Source organism: Trichocoleus desertorum AS-A10, assembly GCF_039962155.1.
In the GTDB taxonomy this organism is placed as follows: domain Bacteria; phylum Cyanobacteriota; class Cyanobacteriia; order FACHB-46; family FACHB-46; genus Trichocoleus.
Genome location: NZ_JAMPKN010000009.1, coordinates 81,536 through 99,560, shown reverse-complemented (window position 1 = coordinate 99,560; position 18,025 = coordinate 81,536). Strand labels below are relative to the sequence as shown.

Here is an 18,025-nt window from a genome sequence, read left to right as displayed (position 1 = left end):
GACCCTGTGTGGGTCAGGGAAACAATTCCTGATTCTGATATTGGCCAGGGAGCACGCCTGATACTAGTCCTAATGTTCCCAAGCTCTAGGACAATTTGCTATCCGTGCGATCTCGCAATAACAGGCACCTTGGGTTGAACTACCTATGAGGATGGGGTTAACCACTCCAAAATTGGACTCGCGATCCAGTTCATACCCACTTTCAACTGGTGCTCTAGGGTGGGTAAACGGTAGAGGTAAGCTAAGCGACGAGCTAGATGAGCGAAACTTCCTTCTAGTTTAAGGCCCATGCCGGTGAAGGTGGCGTTGTCAGTTCCTAGGGTCATCACTTCGCCCAACTGCTGGTACCGGAAGGGTAGAAGCGGTCGTCCGGTAATCGAGGCCCAAAGATTCCAACTAGTATAATCAGCTTGCTGAAAAGCAGCTTGAGCCGTGGCAGGAACTTGCTTGCCCTCGGCATCTCGGCAATCGGCTAAATCACCCAGAGCAAAAATGTTGGCATGATCAACCACTTGCAGCGTCGGAGTTGTGACAAGCTGGCCCCGCTGATTTTGCTTCAGAGGTAGAGAGCGCACCACAGGATTAATGCGAGTGCCGACCGTCCACAACACCAACTCGACGGGAAGGGTATCAACTTGCCCTTTGTACTCCAGCGAAATTGTTTCTGGTCCCAATGACTCGACTTTGGTATCTAAATCTAACCAAACGCCTCGTTCTTCCAAAGCTTTCTGAGCAGCTTCTCGGTTGAACTCTGGCGAAGTTCGGAGAATTTGGTCAGCTTGTTCTACAAGGCGCAACCGACCGCGATCGCCTAAGCGATCAGCCAATTTGCAAGCCAATTCCACACCGCTATAGCCTGCGCCAACGATCGCGATCCGAATCCTATCGGCTTCTGAGGCTTCTAAGAGGCGTAATCTTTCTTCGAGTGTGTAAGCATCTGCGAGGGCGCGAAATGGCAAGGCATACTCACCGGCACCAGGTACTAGATCCAACGGAGTTTCACCCCCTAAGGCTACAACTAGATAGTCGTAGCTAAGGGTTGGGCCGTCTTGTAGTTGCACCCGCTGCGCTTGTGTATCGATCTCAGCGATCGCGTTTTGGCAGAAGCGAATGTCTGTGTTAGCGAGCAGTTCGGTAAAGGGGGGGGCAATTTCCCAGGTTTGTAGTTCCCCTGTCACGAGTTCGTAGAGGAGGGGAGAAAACAAGAAGCGATCGCGCTGGTCTACCAGAACAATTTCAGGCTTCTCCAGCTTCGTCCAAGGCAACTGACTGAGCTTGAGGGCGGTGTAAAGCCCCCCAAAGCCGCCACCGAGAATACAAATACGGGTTGGTTGTTGGGTCATAGCTGGGAGCGCAGACGATTCTAGCAGAGCAACTGTCTACAGGATAGCAAGCCCAGCCTCTCAAGTAAGTCTGACGCGAGAGAGAGTGATTTGCCCACGGGAGTTTTTACAGTGTGATTGGTTTGCCCCTATTCACCTCAGGAGAATAACGCTGTGCCTTATCCCTCTGCGCCTTGGACACTGCGAGGCCACGCTTTGCAGACATTACATTTAGTAGATAGTGCTTCTGTGCGATCGCTGCTGCCGTCGGGTTTGGAAGTGCTGGAGCCGTGGCCTGGCAAAGCAGTCGCCAGTGTGTATCTCAGTGCTTATCAGGCGGGGTCAGTCTTGGAGTACAACGAATTGATTGTGGCGACGCTGATCCGTCAGGCTGGCAATATTGGCGGTTGGGTGACTCATATCTATGTCGATCACCCAGATTCGGTCGCAGGAGGGCGAGAAATTTGGGGATTGCCTAAAGAACTAGCAGAGTTTACTTGGGAGGCGGGGCAAACTCAGCAAGTCACGGTGCGCCAAGGCGATCGCCTGCTTTGCTCATTACGTTATGAACCACCGTTCTCTCTCTGGCGGCAACCTTTTTCGGCTACTAGTTTTAGCCTGTTGGACTCAGCTTTACTCTCTTTTGCAGCCCATTTAGACACACGTTTGGGTGTGGTTAAAGGACATTTGGAAGTGCCTGTAAACAGCCCGCTGGCCCAGATTTATTTCGGGCAACCTTGGCTCACAGTGAGTCATGCAGAAATGGAGTTGCGAGTGGATGCGCCCCAAAAACGGGTGGCTAACTTTACCAAGTGACGTAAGGCTCTAAGCGATCGAGGAGTTTGGGGCCAACACCAGACACGCGATCGAGATCGGTAAGCGAAGTAAAGGGTTTTTGCTGACGAGCTTGAATAATGCGCTGGGCTAGCGCAGGACCGACACCGGGCAACGTCTCCAGGTCTTGCAGACTAGCAGTATTGAGGTTCACCACTGAGTTAGGTGGGGTCTGGGGCTGCGAGGTTGTAGGGGTTGATGGAGCGGGCGATCGCTGGCTTTTGAGCTTTGAGGTTGGCTTAGGCTGAGTCTGACTTGACTGGCACTGTTTCGCTTGGGCAGCCATTTTGCGTTGTACTGCTGGAGGCACCCCCAAGATGGCATTGCTATATAGCCGCTCAAATTCTCGCTCGTAGTGAGCCGCAACTATTGGGCTTTCAACCACGACTAATGTTTCGTCATTGCCTGTATTGGCAGCATCAGTCCAGTTATGAGACCCCGTAATCACAGTGGCTTGATCAACAACGCCAAACTTGTTGTGCAATAAATCTCCAGGTGGCAGGCGTGGTGCCCCCACTGTACTAATAGGGTTTTGCCAGGGATGGTTGTTGGGTTCGGTTCGGCACTTGTCTTTAAGTTCAACGCCCAGCATGTCTAAGGCTTCGCTATAGGAACGGTAGGCAAAACTAGGATCGATGACAGCCTGTACCTGTACGCCTCGTTCATGATTAGTTTCTAAGACATTCGCTAAACGCTGCTCGGAAAATACAAACAACGCCAAATTCACCGATCGCTGAGCTGTACTCAAGGTTTTGCCAATTAGTCCGCTCCCACTTTGACTCCAGGGACGGGAGGGACTGGTAGGCGAGAACTGCACTGTAATTGAAGTGCTGCCAAGCACAACTGTTTGGGGAGAACGATAGGGTTTTTGTAGGCCAAACTTGCTATCGGACTTGCCTCCAGGGCCATCGCCCCACATAGTGTTGAACTCTTGGGTGAATAAGCTAGCTAATTCGGCGCTGGGAATCCGCAACATGTTGTTAGCGTTGCCTTGACTGGCAGGGCGAGAGAAATCGCCATGAATATCACTAGTAGTGAAATTGGCCGAAGTGATGATTAGGCGTTGTCCATCCACCACGACAAATTTATGGTGCATCAAGTCACTGCCAGCAGAGCCGTTGGCGGTATCATCAATCCAAGGGACCTGCGCTTGCCGCAGCATGACTAAAGTGTCGCCTTGGTTGATTTCCTCTGGGGTAAGTTTGCTGTCCTGGTCGAGGTCTGCGAGTTTCTGGTATTCCTCATAGCGGCTGCGCTCTCGTTCGGGTAGCTTCTCTAATTCAGCCTCGGTGATCGCGCTCCAAGGTTGGCTATAGGTGTTTTCTAAAATTACCCGTACTTTTACGCCTGCTTTTTGGCGATCGATCAAGGCTTGAGCAATCTTGGGCAACCGCAGTTCTTGAACAGCAACATCTACGGTAGATTGCGCTGAGGCGATCGCGTCAATAATTTGCTGCTCTAGATTATCGCCAGGGCGAGTTTGTTGGCGGTAAGGCTCAGTGTATTTGGTAGCAGGTTCGTGATTGAAGTAAGCCTGAACTAACGGATCTTGGGGCAGTGGTGCAGGTGCAGATTGCTGTGGCTGAGATTGCACTTGTTGGCAAGCAGTTAGGCTCAAAATCAGCAGTAGACTGAGGCAAAAACGCGATCGAAGGGAAACCGGAAAAAGCAAAATAACGCTCCTAACGGCAATGAGGGATGCATGTCTAGAGGTTGCCCTAGCCCATAGCATCATTACCATTAGCCGCTAATGAGGTTTCTTCGCGGCTTCCTGTAACGTCATAATGGCGTCTTCCAGCTCGCTGGCGACTCGTTCGTGATTGCCTGCGTTCAGCCAGCGCACTGCTTCGTAAAGCTGAAAAATTGCTTTGACGGTAGAGTCTTGCCTCCGCTCCATGTCTTCCAGTTTCAGGAGCAAATTCTGTACACGGATTTCTAGGATCGCGTCGGTTTCCATTATCTCGGCTCCACCTGCAACTTGAGTGGTAATGTCTCGAAATCAATCGTCTTAGTCTCAGACAAGAATCAAAAATAACCCCAACACTTTTTGTGAGGGGTTAAGGTAAGCTGGGATGAGTTTAACTACGCTTTTTGTAGTCACTCCAGAGCCGCAATTGCCACACTTTTTAGTTACCGCTGACGACCGTTGACTTGTATCTGTGTTCGTCCTCGGGCTTGCGCTGCCACTTACCGTCGCTGCCTTGAACGTAATCATGCTTGACTGTGGTCCAAGCGACATTCATCGCTCCCTCTTGAGACAGACCATCAGACTGAGCACTTCGCATTGCAGCTTGGAAGATCTTTTGGGCTGATTCGGGGAGTTGCTGAGCTTCTTGAGGTAGGTTTTGCTCTTGCTGTTGTTCTGGTGCCATTTGCTTAATAAGCTCCGTTTTCATACTGAGACTTGCGATCATCCTATGCAGCAATAGTTGGAAGTTCCTCAGCCTAGAAGCGAATTAGATACGCTGGTTCGTTCTACCCCAAGAGGCAGCTAACTTTAATTCTTTCTGTCGTTAGGGATACAATTAATTGCTTCAAAGGGCTCCCAATCCTAAACCAAAAGCGGGACATCTTGACTGAATCGGTACGTTTGGGATTGAAAGGTATGCTGGAAGAAAGCAACGCCTTGATTTAAAGCTTTAGAACGCGACTACTCATGCAAATCTATCTGGATTACAGTGCGACAACTCCCCCTCGTGCCGAAGCGATCGCTGCCATGCAGCAGGCTTTGGCGGCGCAGTGGGGTAATCCTTCCAGCTTGCATGAGTGGGGCAGTCGGGCCGCAACGTTGGTAGAACGGGCTCGCATTCAGGTGGCTAGCTTGCTCAACGCTCCACCTGAAGCGATCGCGTTTACGTCCGGTGGCACCGAATCGGATAACTTGGCGATTTTGGGAGTAGCGCGGCAGTACACCACACCTCAACATGTGATTATTTCTAGCGTGGAGCACTCGGCGATCGCAGAGCCTGTGCGCTTGTTGGAGCAGTGGGGATGGGAAGTAACTCGCTTACCTGTGGATGCTCAGGGGCGGGTGAATCCTCAGGATTTACGCCATGCCTTGCAAAGTAATACGGTTTTAGTTTCAGTGATCTACGGGCAGAGCGAAATTGGTACCTTGCAGCCCATCCAGGTGCTCGGTGAAATTGCTCGTAATCATGGCGCATTGTTTCATACTGATGCCGTGCAGGTCGCAGGCCGTTTGCAGCTAGATGTGCAGCAGCTTCCGGTAGATTTGCTCTCGTTGTCTAGCCACAAGTTGTATGGACCGCAAGGATCTGGGGCTTTGTATGTGCGACCTGGAGTGGCGTTGGTGCCGCTGATCGGTGGTGGTGGGCAAGAGTTTAAGCTGCGTTCTGGGACTCAGGCCGTACCTGCGATCGCAGGGTTTGGCATAGCGGCAGAACTGGCGATCGCGGAACTAGCCACCGAAACGCCCCGCTTAATTCGGCTGCGCGATCGCTTGTTTGATCAATTACTAGCGATTCCAGGCGTAACTGTCACGGGCGATCGCTGGAACCGCTTACCGCACCATGTCAGCGTTTGTCTCCAGGCTACCGATAGCGAAACCCTAAATGGCAAAACCTTGGTGCGCCAAATGAATCTGGCGGGGATTGCGATTAGTGCAGGTTCTGCCTGTCATAGTGGCAAAACAACTCCCAGTCCGATTTTGCTGGCAATGGGATATAGCGATCGCTTGGCGAAAGGCGGCATTCGCTTCACCTTAGGCCGAGATACTACAATCGCAGATATTGATTGGACAGCCACCGTATTCCAGCAGGTTCTAGAGCGACTCATGCCCGTACAATTAGTAGGGAGCCGCTCATAGCAGGCTAGTGATCTTCCTCGGCACCCATAAGCCCTCAAGAACCTGACTGAACAATGGCTGAACTTCCCAAAAACCTTGAAGACGCGATCGAGCAAGCCAAAACTGCAACCCAGGCAGCCCTAGAAGCTGGTGTTTGCCGGATCCAGGTGGAACTCAATTTCCCCGAACTCAAACCTATGCCGATCGCTGAGCAGTTTTTGAGTATTTTTGAAGATGTGGGAGCCAACTTCAAAGTTTTTTTTCCTGATGCTGGTGCGGCGGCTCTGGCGCGGCGGGACTGGGGAGAGAAACCTTTTGAGATTCGAGGGATTGGTGAGCTGAAAGGCAAGATGCTACCAGAAGACCAAGCCTTTCTCATGGTTGCCCCGACTTCAGTAGAAGTGGCTGAGGTGCAAAAAATGGCTGATGAAGCCGGAGAACGCCCCTTTATTCTCTTAAATCCGGTTCTGGAAGACATTGCCACCGTTGGCTTAGGCTATGCGGGGCGGCAGCTACGCACTCGGTTCCTTAGCACTTTCGAGGTTTGTTATTATCTCCGCCCTCTCGAAAATGGAGCCTTGCTGCGTTGCTATCCCGGCCCTTGGCAGGTTTGGCTAGAATTAGAGGACGACTACAAACTAATTGCCGAAGTTGACACCAAGCCCGCTGGTGACGAAATCGACCGAATTTTAGCCCAATCTACTGGAAATCCTGAAGATCCTACCCCAGCTCCTAAAACAGGCTTTATGACAGAACTTCAGCGTTTTCTCAGAGCCTTAACCCAGTAACGCTGGCTTTAGGAGAGGTACCATTGGATACAATTACGGTGCGATCGCCAAGGTGAGTCAGGGCATACTATAAGAAGAGTTCAGTGCTTCCCATAGCTCCTCTTTTGCAATCTCAATTTATTGCAAGTTGCAGCTATTTAGGCTAGCTCTGAAGCCTTGCTCAAGTTTTTGCATGAGAGGACCGGATGAGCGAATCTACCCGCCGTCGCATTTTCATCGGGGATGTGCATGGTCATTATGATGGCTTGATGATTTTGCTGGAGGCGATCGCTCCTGATGGGGACGACCAAGTTTATTTCCTGGGCGACCTGATTGACCGAGGCCCTCGCAGCGCCCAAGTAGTTGACTTTGTTCAGAAAAGTAACTTTCATTGCTTGCTCGGAAATCATGAGCAACTGATGATTGATGCCTTTCCCAAGGGCCGAGCTTTTGGCCCAGGCTTGCAAGCTTGGCTGTATAGCGGTGGCCAAGCGACGGTAGCCAGCTATAAGAATATGGACTTGCTGGCCGAGCACTTGGAATGGATCAAGACGCTACCAATGTATATGGACTTGGGAGATGTTTGGTTGGTGCATGCGGGCGTGCATCCAGAGATGCCCATTGAAGACCAAAGCTCTCATGAATTTTGCTGGATTCGAGAAGAATTTCACAGCATTGCCAAGCCTTATTTCCCAAACAAATTGATTGTGACGGGACATACGATCACCTTTACGTTGCCAGGGGTGTCTCCTGGGGAAGTGGCTCAAGGCAAGGGATGGCTGGATATTGATACGGGAGCCTATCACCAAAAGAGCGGCTGGCTTACCGGAGTAGATATTACCAATCGTCGGGTTTATCAGGTCAATGTTTGGCACCAAGAAGTCCGAACCTTACCTTTAGATGAAGCGATCGCCCAAGTGGAGCCTTCCCAAATTATTGCTCGCCACCAAATGCTTCGTTCTTAGGCATTGCGTTGAGACGCAACCCTAGCCCCTTCCTTGCTAGGGAAGGGGAGACAAATTCAAGAACGACTTAGCAAAGGCTGAATCTTGGCTTTGTATGCCGCACTATCTAAGCCATTTCCAGGGTTAGTATTGCTGCCACTAGTGCTGGTGGAGTTGATACTGCGCTTGAGCGCCTCGATGCGGTCTTTGGTGTTAGGGTGAGTGCTCAGGAATGTAGGAAGTGAGCCGCCTTTAAGCAGCTTCTCCATAAAAGCAACCATTGCTGATGGAGCATAACCTGCCCTGCTTAAAATTCGTAGGCCTCTTTCGTCAGCCTCAAATTCATCCTGGCGACTATTGGGGCGTCTGAGGGCCAGTTCTACACCGATCCCCGCTAAGGTACTGCGATCGAGCCCTGCTGCTGTAGCCACACCACGGGCGATCGCCGTTTGGCGCATTTGCTGCAAGAGATGACGGCCTTCCACATGACCCGTTTCATGGCCTAAGACGCTCGCCAGTTGAGCTTCATTATCGGCAATTTTCATCAAACCTGTGGTGACATAGACGTAACCACCTGCTGTGGCAAAGGCGTTGACACGGTTATCTTCTACCACTTGAAATGTATAGGGGATCCGGGGGCGATCGCTTTTAGCCGCCAGTTGCTGACCAATTTGATCAACATACTCATTGATGGAGCGGTTACGGTATAGCCGAAACTCACTGTTTATAAGTTGCTGATTGATTTGACGACCGATCGCTACTTCTTCGCGATCAGATACTTTCGAGAGTTGAATAATTTGTACTCCCCGGAAGATCAAATCAGCCCAAGGTAAAGCTGGGCTAGGGCTGGGAGACCCTACTACCAGTCCAATGGCGATCGCCAAAGAGATAAAAGGATAGAGCCAACGGCGGACGGAACGGCGAGACAAAGTAGAAAAGCGGTTAAGCATGATCACTGATGTGCGAGGAGAACGCAAAAAAGCTGAACTTTAAGGGAACTAGAAGTGGCGGACCTAGTCTGAGAGGTTTGTAAGTGCTAGAACCTCATCTGTCCTCATAGATGATTCTAGACGTACAGCCCAGACTCAAAGTTGCCACAGCGAAAGCAACAAATTTCATTGCGAGAGTTACAGGGAACGGTTGAAACAGTTGCCCGTTGTTCCCTAAAAATTGCACCTTGCCCAGTGCACTTAACACTGCCAGCCGTCTAAATCTTTGGCGTGCAAGTTATGGTAATCTGACCAGAGTTGCGGCAGCTTTCTGAGGGATTGTCAGAGCCAATTCCCAATCATTTCTTTTATTCGTTTCTTAAGATATCAGCAAGGTAAGCTTGTATGGCTATTTTGGACTCTCAAGGTCGTCTATTCGGCAAAGTTAGCATTCTCGACGTGGGAGCCGCCCTCGTGATCTTGCTGGTGATCATTGGCGTCTTTTTGGTACCTGGGACAGGAACGGTGGCTCAGATCAACAACGCAACCAAACCAATCGAGGTTGACTTAATTGCCAAGGGCTTGAGTGTCAGCAATCCCCAAAGATTTATCCAAGACTTTCAAAGTGCCAAGAAGACCAGCCTTGTGATCCGCAATCAGCCATACGGTGAGGTGGATCTCAAGTCGGTTCAAGTGCTACCTCGCAATGTTCTGATTACCCAACCGGACGGCTCTGTTAAAGTGATCCCGGACCCTCGCTCAGAGCTGTCTTACAGCACCGATTTGCTGATTACGGTTGGTGGTAGAGCCCAAGTTAACAAGGATGGTCCTGTTTTGGGAAATAGCAAGATCAAGATTGGCAGTGTTGTGCAGCTACAAGGTACTTTGTACGACTTCAATGCCAGTGTGGTTGACATCAGACTGAATGACAAGTAGCTATTTAAGGTCAGGATTCTGAAGAAATTGCCGAATTAACCCCACCGTAACGGCGGGTAGCTCTAGTTGTGGCGTTAATCCCACCTCATCTAACTGCTGGAACACCCGAATGGCTTGAGGATTCAAGTCTGCTAAGCGCCGACCAATTTCTGGTCCGGTAAATTGTGACTGGCGACCCCAAATAATTGCGGTGGGCACAGTCAGTTGGGTGATGTATTGGGATAGATCGAAACATAAGTCGCCGCGCACGAAAGCCAGTGCTGCATATTCAGCGTTCGCTTGGCCTGCGGATTCTAAGTAGGCTGCGACAATTTCTGGGTAAACTCGCTCTGGGCGAGCAAATTGGCGTTGCTCCAGAAAGCTGCGAATCCCCCCACTAGTAGCAACTCCAGCGTTGTAAATTAAGCGATCGATGATGGGAGTGGTGACCAGTTGGGCAAAAAAGCTGCGGGTATAGTCTTCGCCAAAATCGGAAAGCCCCGCAGGGGTTGTTAGAATCAGCGACTTGAATAGTTCTGGGCGAGCGATCGCTACCCGAATCGTAAAAGCTGCCGTGAGTGACGAAGCAATGACAGTCGTAGGGCCAGAACAAGTTTGCTCCAAAAACTCAGTGATGGTGCTGAGATAGTCCTCAATTCGGTAGTTTCGGGCTGGATGCTCTGAACGACCCCAGCCAATCAGGTCTGGAGCCAAAATTTGGTAGTCGCTGGCAAAGGCTGGATAGACTTTGGACCACTCATAGGCGGAAGAACCACCGCCGAAACCATGCAGGAATACTAAGGTGTCGCGATCGCTAGATAGTTCTGCCGCGGCAGTGACCCAAGGTTTTGCTGCCGCAGTGTAGTAAACCATACGGCCTAGCTTGGTCAGAATGGATTGTTGGCGAAAGCCAGGGGGTAGAAACATAACTCAATTAACCTCGTCTTAGAGATGATGTAAATATGAAGATTTTGTCAAGTTCCGACAAAGTTTGTTTATATTTGAGCAAATCTCGGCTCAGACTGCTACGAACCAGCGAAATAGTAGAAACGTACTTTGGGAAACAGCAGATTGGTTAAAGATGAGAGAAATTAAAAGGCGTAAACGTCCTTTACTCCTTGAATTTCTCGCTTTTCTGAGAAGGTTGCGTTACATTTCTTAATAAGGGTGCTTCTAAGTTTCAGATCAGGGTGTGTGGCGTTTTCAGAAGACTGAATAAGTTGATTGGTCTGAACGCAAAAATCAAATAGGGTGCATTGTAAGAATTCGAGTTAGGGTCCAGCTACCAGAAACTGTAAATGTAAGCTGAGCCATCCTAATATCACTGGAACTTGAGTAGGCTAGGAGCTGCTTTAGGGGCGGATTTCCCAAGAACCTGAAAAAGTCTTCTAAGTATCTCTCAAGGTTTACCCAGTCGAGTGACGTCGAAATAAGTATTTTTTGGGAACTTGATACCAGTGCGTCTGCTATCGTCCCGTGAACTTCGTCTTCTCGCTCTTAATCGGAGTGGCAGCTTGAGGCAGGTCTTGTTTTGACTTGTGTAGCATGCATCGCATCGTCCGATACATCAGGCAAGCCAAGAGGTGTTATGGCAGAATCATTGAGTCTTCGAACTGAAAAAAGTAATTCTGGTAGAAATTACCAACGGTTTAATTCTGATCTAGAGGCGACGCCCTTGGTGTCGGAGTTGCTGGATCGCCCCCCCGTGGCAGCGTCCCTGCCGATTCAGCCTTGGTCCGAATCAAGTTTGGCAGTGGCTCGCCCCTGGCAGGTACAGCTTGATTTGGGAAATTTAGCTTGCTTTGAAGTGGTCAACCACCAATTTCAGCATCAGGGAGTGATTTTTGACAACGCGATCGCCCTATGGCCTTCCAATCCCGCCTTTCCTCCCCGCTCTGGCACCACTGTTTTAATGGGAGCGCCCAAGACTGGTCTGATAGAAGCTAAATTTCTCCATCCGGTATCTTCTGTAAGTGGGTTTGTCACGAGTCCTCGCTGCACGGTCTTGTCAGCCTACGACCACAATGATCAACTGATTGCTGTGGCGGAACTAACAGAAGGTAATTTAGCGAATTCTAACTCTAGTCTTCCGGCAAACGCTGAACTATTTTTGACTGCTAGTAATATTTATCGGGTTGTTTTCTCTACATTCGGCAGTCACCTGACTTTAGATGACATTAGTTTTAGCCGCTGAATGGTAACGAAAGGCGTAGTTATCCGAAATAGCACCAACGAACATCAGAAAAAATTTAAGTTTTGTAAAAGAACTGACAGACATCTTATTCAATTGATAACGGTTTTAACTTTAACTTTGTGATTTCAATTCACATTCTGTGTGATTCAGATCCTTGACTAAAGACTACGCAGGAAAAACTCTCTGGTCTCAGCTTGATAGACTGCGATCGCTACAGTTTCTATTTTCAGTATTTCTACGGGAGCCGTTTTTGGGTGAGGTTTTTCTCTCCACGAAGCCACCAGTTTGCCTCCGTAGTTTCACTCTAATAACCAAAACTACCTATCTTTTCTAGGCACAATTCAAACTGTAAGAAATTAGCGATTTCAGAGGATTGTGCTCTCTCATTTTTGGCTGCCAGCTTTTTTGAGTCAGGCTTCCTTCTTAACTTCAAGTAGTCTGAACTAGGGGTTATCACCCCCTTTTACAAGAACTGTATATTCCGATATTTTGACAGTATTGAAATTTAATAAACGTCTCAAGCTAGTTTTAAGATGAATGAAAAACTGGAAATCTTAACTAGAGAACTCTTCAGTTTTGACTAGTTGGTAGTGTTGGTTTTTTAACTGTAAGCCCTGTTGGAAAAACAACATTTCATTCTCTCTATTCAGTCAGCAATGCGCAAGCTTGCAAAAAATTCAACTGAATTTTAGTTGCTTTTAGTTTGTTTTAGTAGTTAAAAACTCGACATTAAATTTACAGATTTCCTGCGAATTTATATTTCAATTTTGGTAAGAAACTTTCCATTAAGTTGGGAGAGTTAAGCCAGTTTCTTACCTTTGTATCAAGGTGTTGCCAGGAATAGTAGATCATGTCACGGGATGCCTTAGTTGTTGGAATTAATGCGTATCAATCCTTGCCCAGCCTTAATGCTCCAGCCCGAGATGCTGAGGCGATCGCTCAACAATTGCAAACCTATGGTGAATTCCGAGTTACCCGCTTACCAGAGATCGTGGCGACTGATAATGCGGCTGGTACAGTACAGACCAGAGTGGGTCTCAAAACTCAAGTAACCCTGCGAGAGCTAGAAGCAGCCTTGATTCGGCTCTTTAAGCCCAAAGGAAACAATATCCCCCATACGGCGCTGTTCTACTTTTCTGGACATGGACTACAAAAAGATGCAGGGATTCAGGAAGGTTACTTAGCTCTAAGTGACTCCAAGCCAGACGTAGGATTCTACGGTTTGTCTCTCTTTTGGCTGCGGCGACTACTTCAAGAAAGCCCCGTGCGCCAGCGCATCATTTGGTTAGACTGCTGTCACAGTGGTGAACTGTTCAATATGCTGGAAGCTGATCCCGGTGCCCATGCGGGTACCGATCGCTTGTTTATGGCAGCTTCGAGAGAATATGAAACAGCCTATGAGTCGTTAGATAGTGCCTACAGTGTATTTACACAAGCTGTTCTAAATGGCCTTGATCCTAAAAGCAATGAAAACGGGGTTGTTACCAATTATTCGCTAACTCATTGGGTAAGTAGTGCGCTAAAAACAGAAGTTCAACAGCCGCTGTTTGAAAACTCTGGCAGCGAAATTATTCTGACTCGTTGCACCCAGCCCCCCTCAACTGTGCTGAGTGTCAAATCTCAGACAATCTGCCCCTACCGAGGACTGGAATTTTTTGATGAATCCCATGCAGAGTATTTCTTTGGTCGGGAAGATTTAACCGATCAACTGATTGACAAGCTACGGCATGGCAAGTTTGTCGCCGTAGTGGGGGCATCAGGTAGTGGTAAATCATCTTTGCTACGAGCGGGCTTAATTCATGAACTCCGCAAGGGCAATAAGTTTTCAGGTAGCGATCGCTGGCAAATTAAGCTGATTACCCCTGGGGATCATCCGCTCCGTAGCCTGGCTCACGCATTTATCGATCCGCAAGCGACAGGCCTAGAGCGGGCCGAACAGTTGCGCCGCGCTGAAGCATTTCTCAAAGATGGTGGTTCTGGTTTAGCTCAATTAGCTCAAGCAAGTGCGATCGCCAGTCAAAAGACCACAGATGGGCAGAGCACTGCGGGATCGCGCTTAGTGCTGGTGATTGACCAATTTGAGGAAGTCTTTACCCTCTGTCAGGGACAGCAATCCGAACAAGAACGTTACCGATTTTTCAACTGTCTAGTCGGGGCATTACAGGAAGCGGGCCACTACCTCAGCATTGTGATCGGCTTAAGGGCCGACTTTTTTGGCAAATGCTCGCTCTACAACCAACTCGCTCAAAAGATTGAACAAAATTTAGTGACCGTCACACCACTGACCTACGAGCAAATCAAGGCTACGATTGTGCGTCCAGCCCAGAGAGTAGGGCTAGTTTGCGAACCTAACTTGATTTACACCATGTTGTTGGATGTGGTAGGCGCGCCGGGGGAGTTGCCGCTGCTTCAATATACGCTGCTAGAACTTTGGGAGCGGCGGCAGGAAAGCGAAAACGGAGAGCCACCTCGCTTGACCCTGAACGCCTACACCGAGTTAGGGGGCGTGCGAGGCACCTTACAAAAGCGAGCGACAGAAATCTTCTACAGTTTGGCTTCGGAAGAGCAGCGGGTAGCTCAGCGGATTTTTCTGGCTCTGACGCAATTGGGAGAAGGCACAGAAGATACCCGCCGCCGCATTCTAAAAGCAGAATTGGTCAGTCGCCGCTTTCCAGCTGCTTTAGTGGAAAAGGTTTTAGAGAAGTTAGTAGTTGCCAAGCTGGTCGTGACGAATCAAGTCCCTGCTAGTAGCTCTCGCGCTGATGAAACTGACACACCCGTAACGACGCTTCAGCCACCTATCTCGACTGCTCTACACTTTGCCCAAGCGAATCAAGACTTGTCTGGTTCGGTTTGGACTTGGAACTCAAGCACGTCGGCTAGTTCTATCAAGTCATCCTATGGCTTAGGAACTGGGAGAACGAATTTACCTTTGGATCTGGATTTGACCTCAGCTAACGCTTGGTCATCACCCGGTAGCTTGCTCCCCGCTCTCTATTATGAGACGGTCGATGTGGCTCACGAGGCGTTGATTCGTAATTGGTCTTTGTTGCGGAGCTGGCTCGACGAAAACCGCGAAATGCTGCGGCGACAGCGACGCATTGAACAGGCAACACGAGAATGGCAACGTGCTGAACAACCTCTAGAAGCAGAATATCTCCTTCGAGGCGGTCGTTTAGTTGATGCGGAAGACTTTTTACAGAATTATCCAGATGAGCTTTCAGCTTTGGCTCAGCAGTATGTAGCAGTCAGCCAAGAGGAGAGCCGCAAGGCCCACAAGGAGTCCAGGGTGCTGCAAATTGCCGTTCCCTGTGCATTGTTGGTAGCGTTAACGGTTTCGTTTAACCAATACCGCACTGCTGTGAGTAATCAAGCGGAGAAAGACTACCAAATCCAGGTGGCAACATCGCGGCAGCGAGCCGCGATCGCCCAAACTGTTTTGCAAGAATCAGGCGGAGATCCGACTACGGCACTGCTGATTAGCCGCTTAGCTGCGGAAGCAGGAAAACCCACCTATGAGGCGGAAGCAAGCTTAAGAGCAGCTTTGCAAAAACTGCAATTGCAGGTTGAACTAAGAGGCCATCAAGGTGCTGTGCATCAAGTTGCCTTTAGCCCTAGCCAAAACCGACTTGCCACGGCAGGCGCAGACGGAACAATTCGCATTTGGTCCTTGCAATCTCAAACCACCGAACGAGTGCTGCAATGGGATGCCCCAACTCCTGCTCGTTCCAAACAAGCTAAGCAGACTGAAGCTGCACCAGCTTCTCCCCCGTCAGCGATTACAGCGCTCGCTTTTAGTCCAGATGGCAAACAATTAGCAGCGATCGCTAAGGGAACTCGACAAGTCAAGATTTGGGCTGTTGAGTCTGGGGCTCCGGTTTTTCAGCTAGCGGGCTTTACGGGAGAAGCAGTCCAAATTGCCTTTAGCCCTCAAGGGCAATGGTTTGCGGCAGCGAGCGCTGATCACACGGTGCGAATTTGGCAACTAAAAACTGGGCAACTACAAGCCCAAGCAAGCCATCAAGGCCCGATTAACAGCATCCAGTTTAGTCTGAATGGGCGATCGCTCTTGACGGCCAGTACCGATGGTAAAGCTCGAATCTGGCAAGTTGCAACTGGGCGGATTCAGCAGGTGCTACAGCATCCAGGATCGGTGAACCAAGCTACCTTTAGTCGCAGTGGTCAATGGATTGCCACTGCCTGTGATGATGGTCAAGCTCGCCTGTGGAATGCCCAAACTGGACAACTTCAACAACTTTTTTCTCATGCAGGTGAAATTGCACGAAGCTTAGATCACGAAAATCCATCGCTAGGAAACCCTTTGGTTAACTCGACTTCGGGTGCTACAGGTCAAAGCGATCGCTTGCTATATCACCGCTCCAAATTGCCCCATCAAACTAAGTCGGCTCCCATCATTCAGGTGATTTTCAGTCCAGACGAGAAGTTGATTGCTACGGCTGATCCCAGCCAGCGAGTCCGACTGTGGAATCTGCGCTCTGGACAATTGTGGACGCAACTGAGTGCTCCCAGAGATGTACCTACCATGATTCGCTACGCAGGACCAGAACCCATTGCCTTTAGTCCTGATGGAGATTACATCCTCACGACTACCCGCAATCAGGTTGGCGATCGCAGCACTGCCTACACTGCTCACCTATGGGAGGTCTATACCGGACGCGAAGTCAGTGTGTTACGGGGGCATCAAGGCGCGATCGAGGCGGCTCAGTTTAGCCCTGACGGTGCTTATATTGCGACTGCGAGTGATGATAGCGTGGTGCGCTTGTGGGCCACGCAACCCGGTGGTGAACTCCCAACCTTGGCTATGGCAAAAGCACCGATTCAATGGGCTACATTTTTGCAACCTACTGGGTCGCGATCGCTCAAGAACAGCGCTTTGACAGCTCAAGTAGCCCCAAAGGGGTTGGAAGTACTACTATCCCTGCCTTCACGCTTAAATTCTCGCTTCACAAAGGCGGCTTTTTCAGCTAATTCCTCGTCTCCCTCGGATAGTATGGCTTCCAGTCCCGAATCGGTCGCTTCCAATCTACTGAGCCGCATGGTGACTGCTACTACCGCTGGCAATCTGCAAGCTTGGCATCTCTCCGGCAACCCAGTCACGGAGAATTTTTCTCAATCAAAGGCTGGTGGGCGGTTTGGGGTGTCAATCACTCAACAAACAACTGAGGTAGATCTACAGTCGGCTGAGGCTATGTTAAGCCGCTCATCCAGTGGCAATCTCAGTGGTGTTGCTCTTAGCCCAGATGGTGCAACGCTAGCAATCGCTAAGACTGATGGCTCGATGGAGATTTTGCAACTACAGAATGAGCAGAAGCCGAAATTGTTGCGACGATTGCAAAATATACGCGACGTTAAGGCGAAAGCGCTGACCAAGCCCGCGATCGCTACGCCGGTTGTTGTCCGCCAACTGAGTTTTAGCCCGGATGGCCAGAAACTACTAGGGCTAGGGGACGACTTGACAGTGCGGCTTTGGCATGTAGCTTCAGGGCAACTATTACAGAGTTTGCATGGTCATCATGCCACAATCGAGCAGGCGCACTTTAGCCCCAACAATCAGCAGGTGATCACAGCCAGTTGGGATCGAACCGCTCGGATTTGGGATGTGGCATCCGGGAAGTTAGTCCGCTTACTAGCGCATCAGGATGTCGTGAGTAGCGCCTTTTTTAGCCCAGACAGTCAACTTGTAGTAACCGCAAGCTGGGATGGTGCCGCTAGAGTATTTGACCCAACGACCGGGGGTTTGCGGGTGGTCTTGGCTGGTCATCGGGGGCCTGTGTTAGATGCTGAGTTTAGTCCAAATGGGCGATCGCTGGTGACGGCTAGCGCAGATGGTACAGCTCGTCTCTGGGATGCTCAAACAGGCACCGAACAAGCGCAATTGCGGCCTTCTAGTCCTAGTAATGCATCGAATCGGGTACGGCGAGCTTTCTTTAGCCCCGATGGTCAATACATCGCTACTCTGGGTGACGATGGCAAAGTGCGTCTTTGGGCTGCCACTTGGGAGGTTCTGCTCAAGTTGGCTCGCGATCGCACCTTACGACAATTGACGACCGAAGAATGCATCCGCTACCTGCGCCTTGCACCTAATGATTGCCCAGCGCTACCCACTCAAGGGGCCGAGGCTCAAGATGCTAAGGAGTCCTCTGTAATGGAGGCGATCGCAGTTCAGCAACCTACAAATTAAATTAGGTGTTTCACTTACTATTAAGGCTCGGGCATTCCAGTAGCAAATTGAGTATCCTAGTAGTAAAAATTAGGATCACAATAGATCTGAATTTTTGATTTAATTTGAAGTTT

Annotated in this window: 13 protein-coding genes; 7 read left to right on the top strand and 6 right to left on the bottom strand. The window is 49.8% G+C overall.

Annotation, left to right across the window (positions count from 1 at the left end; genetic code table 11):
- Nucleotides 1-143: 143 nt before the first annotated feature.
- Complete coding sequence (locus NDA01_RS14300) at nucleotides 144-1,343, bottom strand: NAD(P)/FAD-dependent oxidoreductase (RefSeq protein WP_348228457.1); 1,200 nt, start codon at nucleotides 1,341-1,343, stop codon at nucleotides 144-146.
- Between the two features lie 117 nt (nucleotides 1,344-1,460).
- Here NDA01_RS14300 and NDA01_RS14295 point away from each other — a divergent pair, with 117 nt between their 5' ends.
- Nucleotides 1,461-2,138 (top strand): acetoacetate decarboxylase family protein, encoded by a 678-nt coding sequence (locus NDA01_RS14295; protein WP_348228456.1) that lies wholly within the window; start codon nucleotides 1,461-1,463, stop codon nucleotides 2,136-2,138.
- Here NDA01_RS14295 and NDA01_RS14290 read toward each other — a convergent pair.
- From NDA01_RS14290 to NDA01_RS14280, 3 genes are all read right to left on the bottom strand, one after another.
- Nucleotides 2,128-3,828 carry a phospholipase D-like domain-containing protein gene (locus NDA01_RS14290; protein WP_431193403.1) on the bottom strand — a complete coding sequence of 567 codons (1,701 nt, stop codon included), beginning with the start codon at nucleotides 3,826-3,828 and terminating at the stop codon, nucleotides 2,128-2,130. The genes NDA01_RS14295 and NDA01_RS14290 overlap by 11 nt on opposite strands.
- 75 nt (nucleotides 3,829-3,903) lie before the next feature.
- A complete protein-coding gene (locus tag NDA01_RS14285) occupies nucleotides 3,904-4,113 on the bottom strand; it encodes a hypothetical protein (RefSeq protein ID WP_348228455.1) in 210 nt (69 codons plus the stop codon).
- 169 nt (nucleotides 4,114-4,282) lie between these two features.
- Entirely contained in the window at nucleotides 4,283-4,552 is a 270-nt protein-coding gene (locus NDA01_RS14280) for a ChaB family protein (RefSeq protein WP_348228454.1), read from the bottom strand.
- 260 nt (nucleotides 4,553-4,812) lie between these two features.
- On the opposite strand from NDA01_RS14280, the gene NDA01_RS14275 reads away from it, so the two are divergent.
- The 3 genes from NDA01_RS14275 to NDA01_RS14265 all read left to right on the top strand — a co-directional run bounded on the left by NDA01_RS14275 (nucleotide 4,813) and on the right by NDA01_RS14265 (nucleotide 7,693).
- Entirely contained in the window at nucleotides 4,813-5,982 is a 1,170-nt protein-coding gene (locus tag NDA01_RS14275) for a cysteine desulfurase family protein (RefSeq protein WP_348228453.1), read from the top strand.
- 53 nt (nucleotides 5,983-6,035) lie between these two features.
- On the top strand, nucleotides 6,036-6,749 hold the full coding sequence (locus tag NDA01_RS14270) for a DUF1995 family protein (protein WP_348228452.1): 714 nt from the start codon (nucleotides 6,036-6,038) through the stop codon (nucleotides 6,747-6,749).
- A 185-nt stretch (nucleotides 6,750-6,934) separates the two neighbouring features.
- On the top strand, nucleotides 6,935-7,693 hold the full coding sequence (locus NDA01_RS14265; protein WP_190431849.1) for a metallophosphoesterase family protein: 759 nt from the start codon (nucleotides 6,935-6,937) through the stop codon (nucleotides 7,691-7,693).
- A 56-nt stretch (nucleotides 7,694-7,749) separates the two neighbouring features.
- Here the strand turns inward: NDA01_RS14265 and NDA01_RS14260 are convergent, their stop codons facing one another.
- Nucleotides 7,750-8,622, bottom strand: coding sequence for a M48 family metallopeptidase (locus NDA01_RS14260; RefSeq protein ID WP_190431851.1), 873 nt, complete (start codon nucleotides 8,620-8,622; stop codon nucleotides 7,750-7,752).
- Between the two features lie 384 nt (nucleotides 8,623-9,006).
- Between NDA01_RS14260 and NDA01_RS14255 the strand changes: the two genes are divergently transcribed.
- Nucleotides 9,007-9,537, top strand: a complete 531-nt coding sequence (locus NDA01_RS14255) for a DUF4330 domain-containing protein (RefSeq protein ID WP_190431853.1) — start codon at nucleotides 9,007-9,009, stop codon at nucleotides 9,535-9,537.
- Here NDA01_RS14255 and NDA01_RS14250 read toward each other — a convergent pair whose 3' ends face one another.
- Complete coding sequence (locus NDA01_RS14250; RefSeq protein WP_190554497.1) at nucleotides 9,538-10,443, bottom strand: alpha/beta fold hydrolase; 906 nt, start codon at nucleotides 10,441-10,443, stop codon at nucleotides 9,538-9,540.
- Between the two features lie 661 nt (nucleotides 10,444-11,104).
- On the opposite strand from NDA01_RS14250, the gene NDA01_RS14245 reads away from it, so the two are divergent.
- Together NDA01_RS14245 and NDA01_RS14240 are read left to right on the top strand one after the other, a co-directional pair.
- Nucleotides 11,105-11,710: a hypothetical protein gene (locus NDA01_RS14245; protein ID WP_348228451.1), complete on the top strand. Its 606-nt coding sequence runs from the start codon at nucleotides 11,105-11,107 to the stop codon at nucleotides 11,708-11,710.
- 850 nt (nucleotides 11,711-12,560) lie between these two features.
- The gene (locus NDA01_RS14240) at nucleotides 12,561-17,912 is read left to right on the top strand and encodes an nSTAND1 domain-containing NTPase (protein WP_348228450.1); all 5,352 of its coding nucleotides are present in this window, start codon (nucleotides 12,561-12,563) and stop codon (nucleotides 17,910-17,912) included.
- The last annotated feature ends 113 nt before the right edge of the window (nucleotides 17,913-18,025 follow it).

Bases quoted from the DNA above. Each gene is read 5' to 3' on its own strand.
- NDA01_RS14300 (WP_348228457.1), bottom strand. From the start codon at position 1,343: ATGACCCAACAACCAACCCGTATTTGTATTCTCGGTGGCGGCTTTGGG.
- NDA01_RS14285 (WP_348228455.1), bottom strand. From the start codon at position 4,113: ATGGAAACCGACGCGATCCTAGAAATCCGTGTACAGAATTTGCTCCTG.
- NDA01_RS14280 (WP_348228454.1), bottom strand. From the start codon at position 4,552: ATGAAAACGGAGCTTATTAAGCAAATGGCACCAGAACAACAGCAAGAG.
- NDA01_RS14275 (WP_348228453.1), top strand. From the start codon at position 4,813: ATGCAAATCTATCTGGATTACAGTGCGACAACTCCCCCTCGTGCCGAA.
- NDA01_RS14270 (WP_348228452.1), top strand. From the start codon at position 6,036: ATGGCTGAACTTCCCAAAAACCTTGAAGACGCGATCGAGCAAGCCAAA.
- NDA01_RS14265 (WP_190431849.1), top strand. From the start codon at position 6,935: ATGAGCGAATCTACCCGCCGTCGCATTTTCATCGGGGATGTGCATGGT.
- NDA01_RS14260 (WP_190431851.1), bottom strand. From the start codon at position 8,622: ATGCTTAACCGCTTTTCTACTTTGTCTCGCCGTTCCGTCCGCCGTTGG.
- NDA01_RS14255 (WP_190431853.1), top strand. From the start codon at position 9,007: ATGGCTATTTTGGACTCTCAAGGTCGTCTATTCGGCAAAGTTAGCATT.
- NDA01_RS14250 (WP_190554497.1), bottom strand. From the start codon at position 10,443: ATGTTTCTACCCCCTGGCTTTCGCCAACAATCCATTCTGACCAAGCTA.
- NDA01_RS14245 (WP_348228451.1), top strand. From the start codon at position 11,105: ATGGCAGAATCATTGAGTCTTCGAACTGAAAAAAGTAATTCTGGTAGA.
- NDA01_RS14240 (WP_348228450.1), top strand. From the start codon at position 12,561: ATGTCACGGGATGCCTTAGTTGTTGGAATTAATGCGTATCAATCCTTG.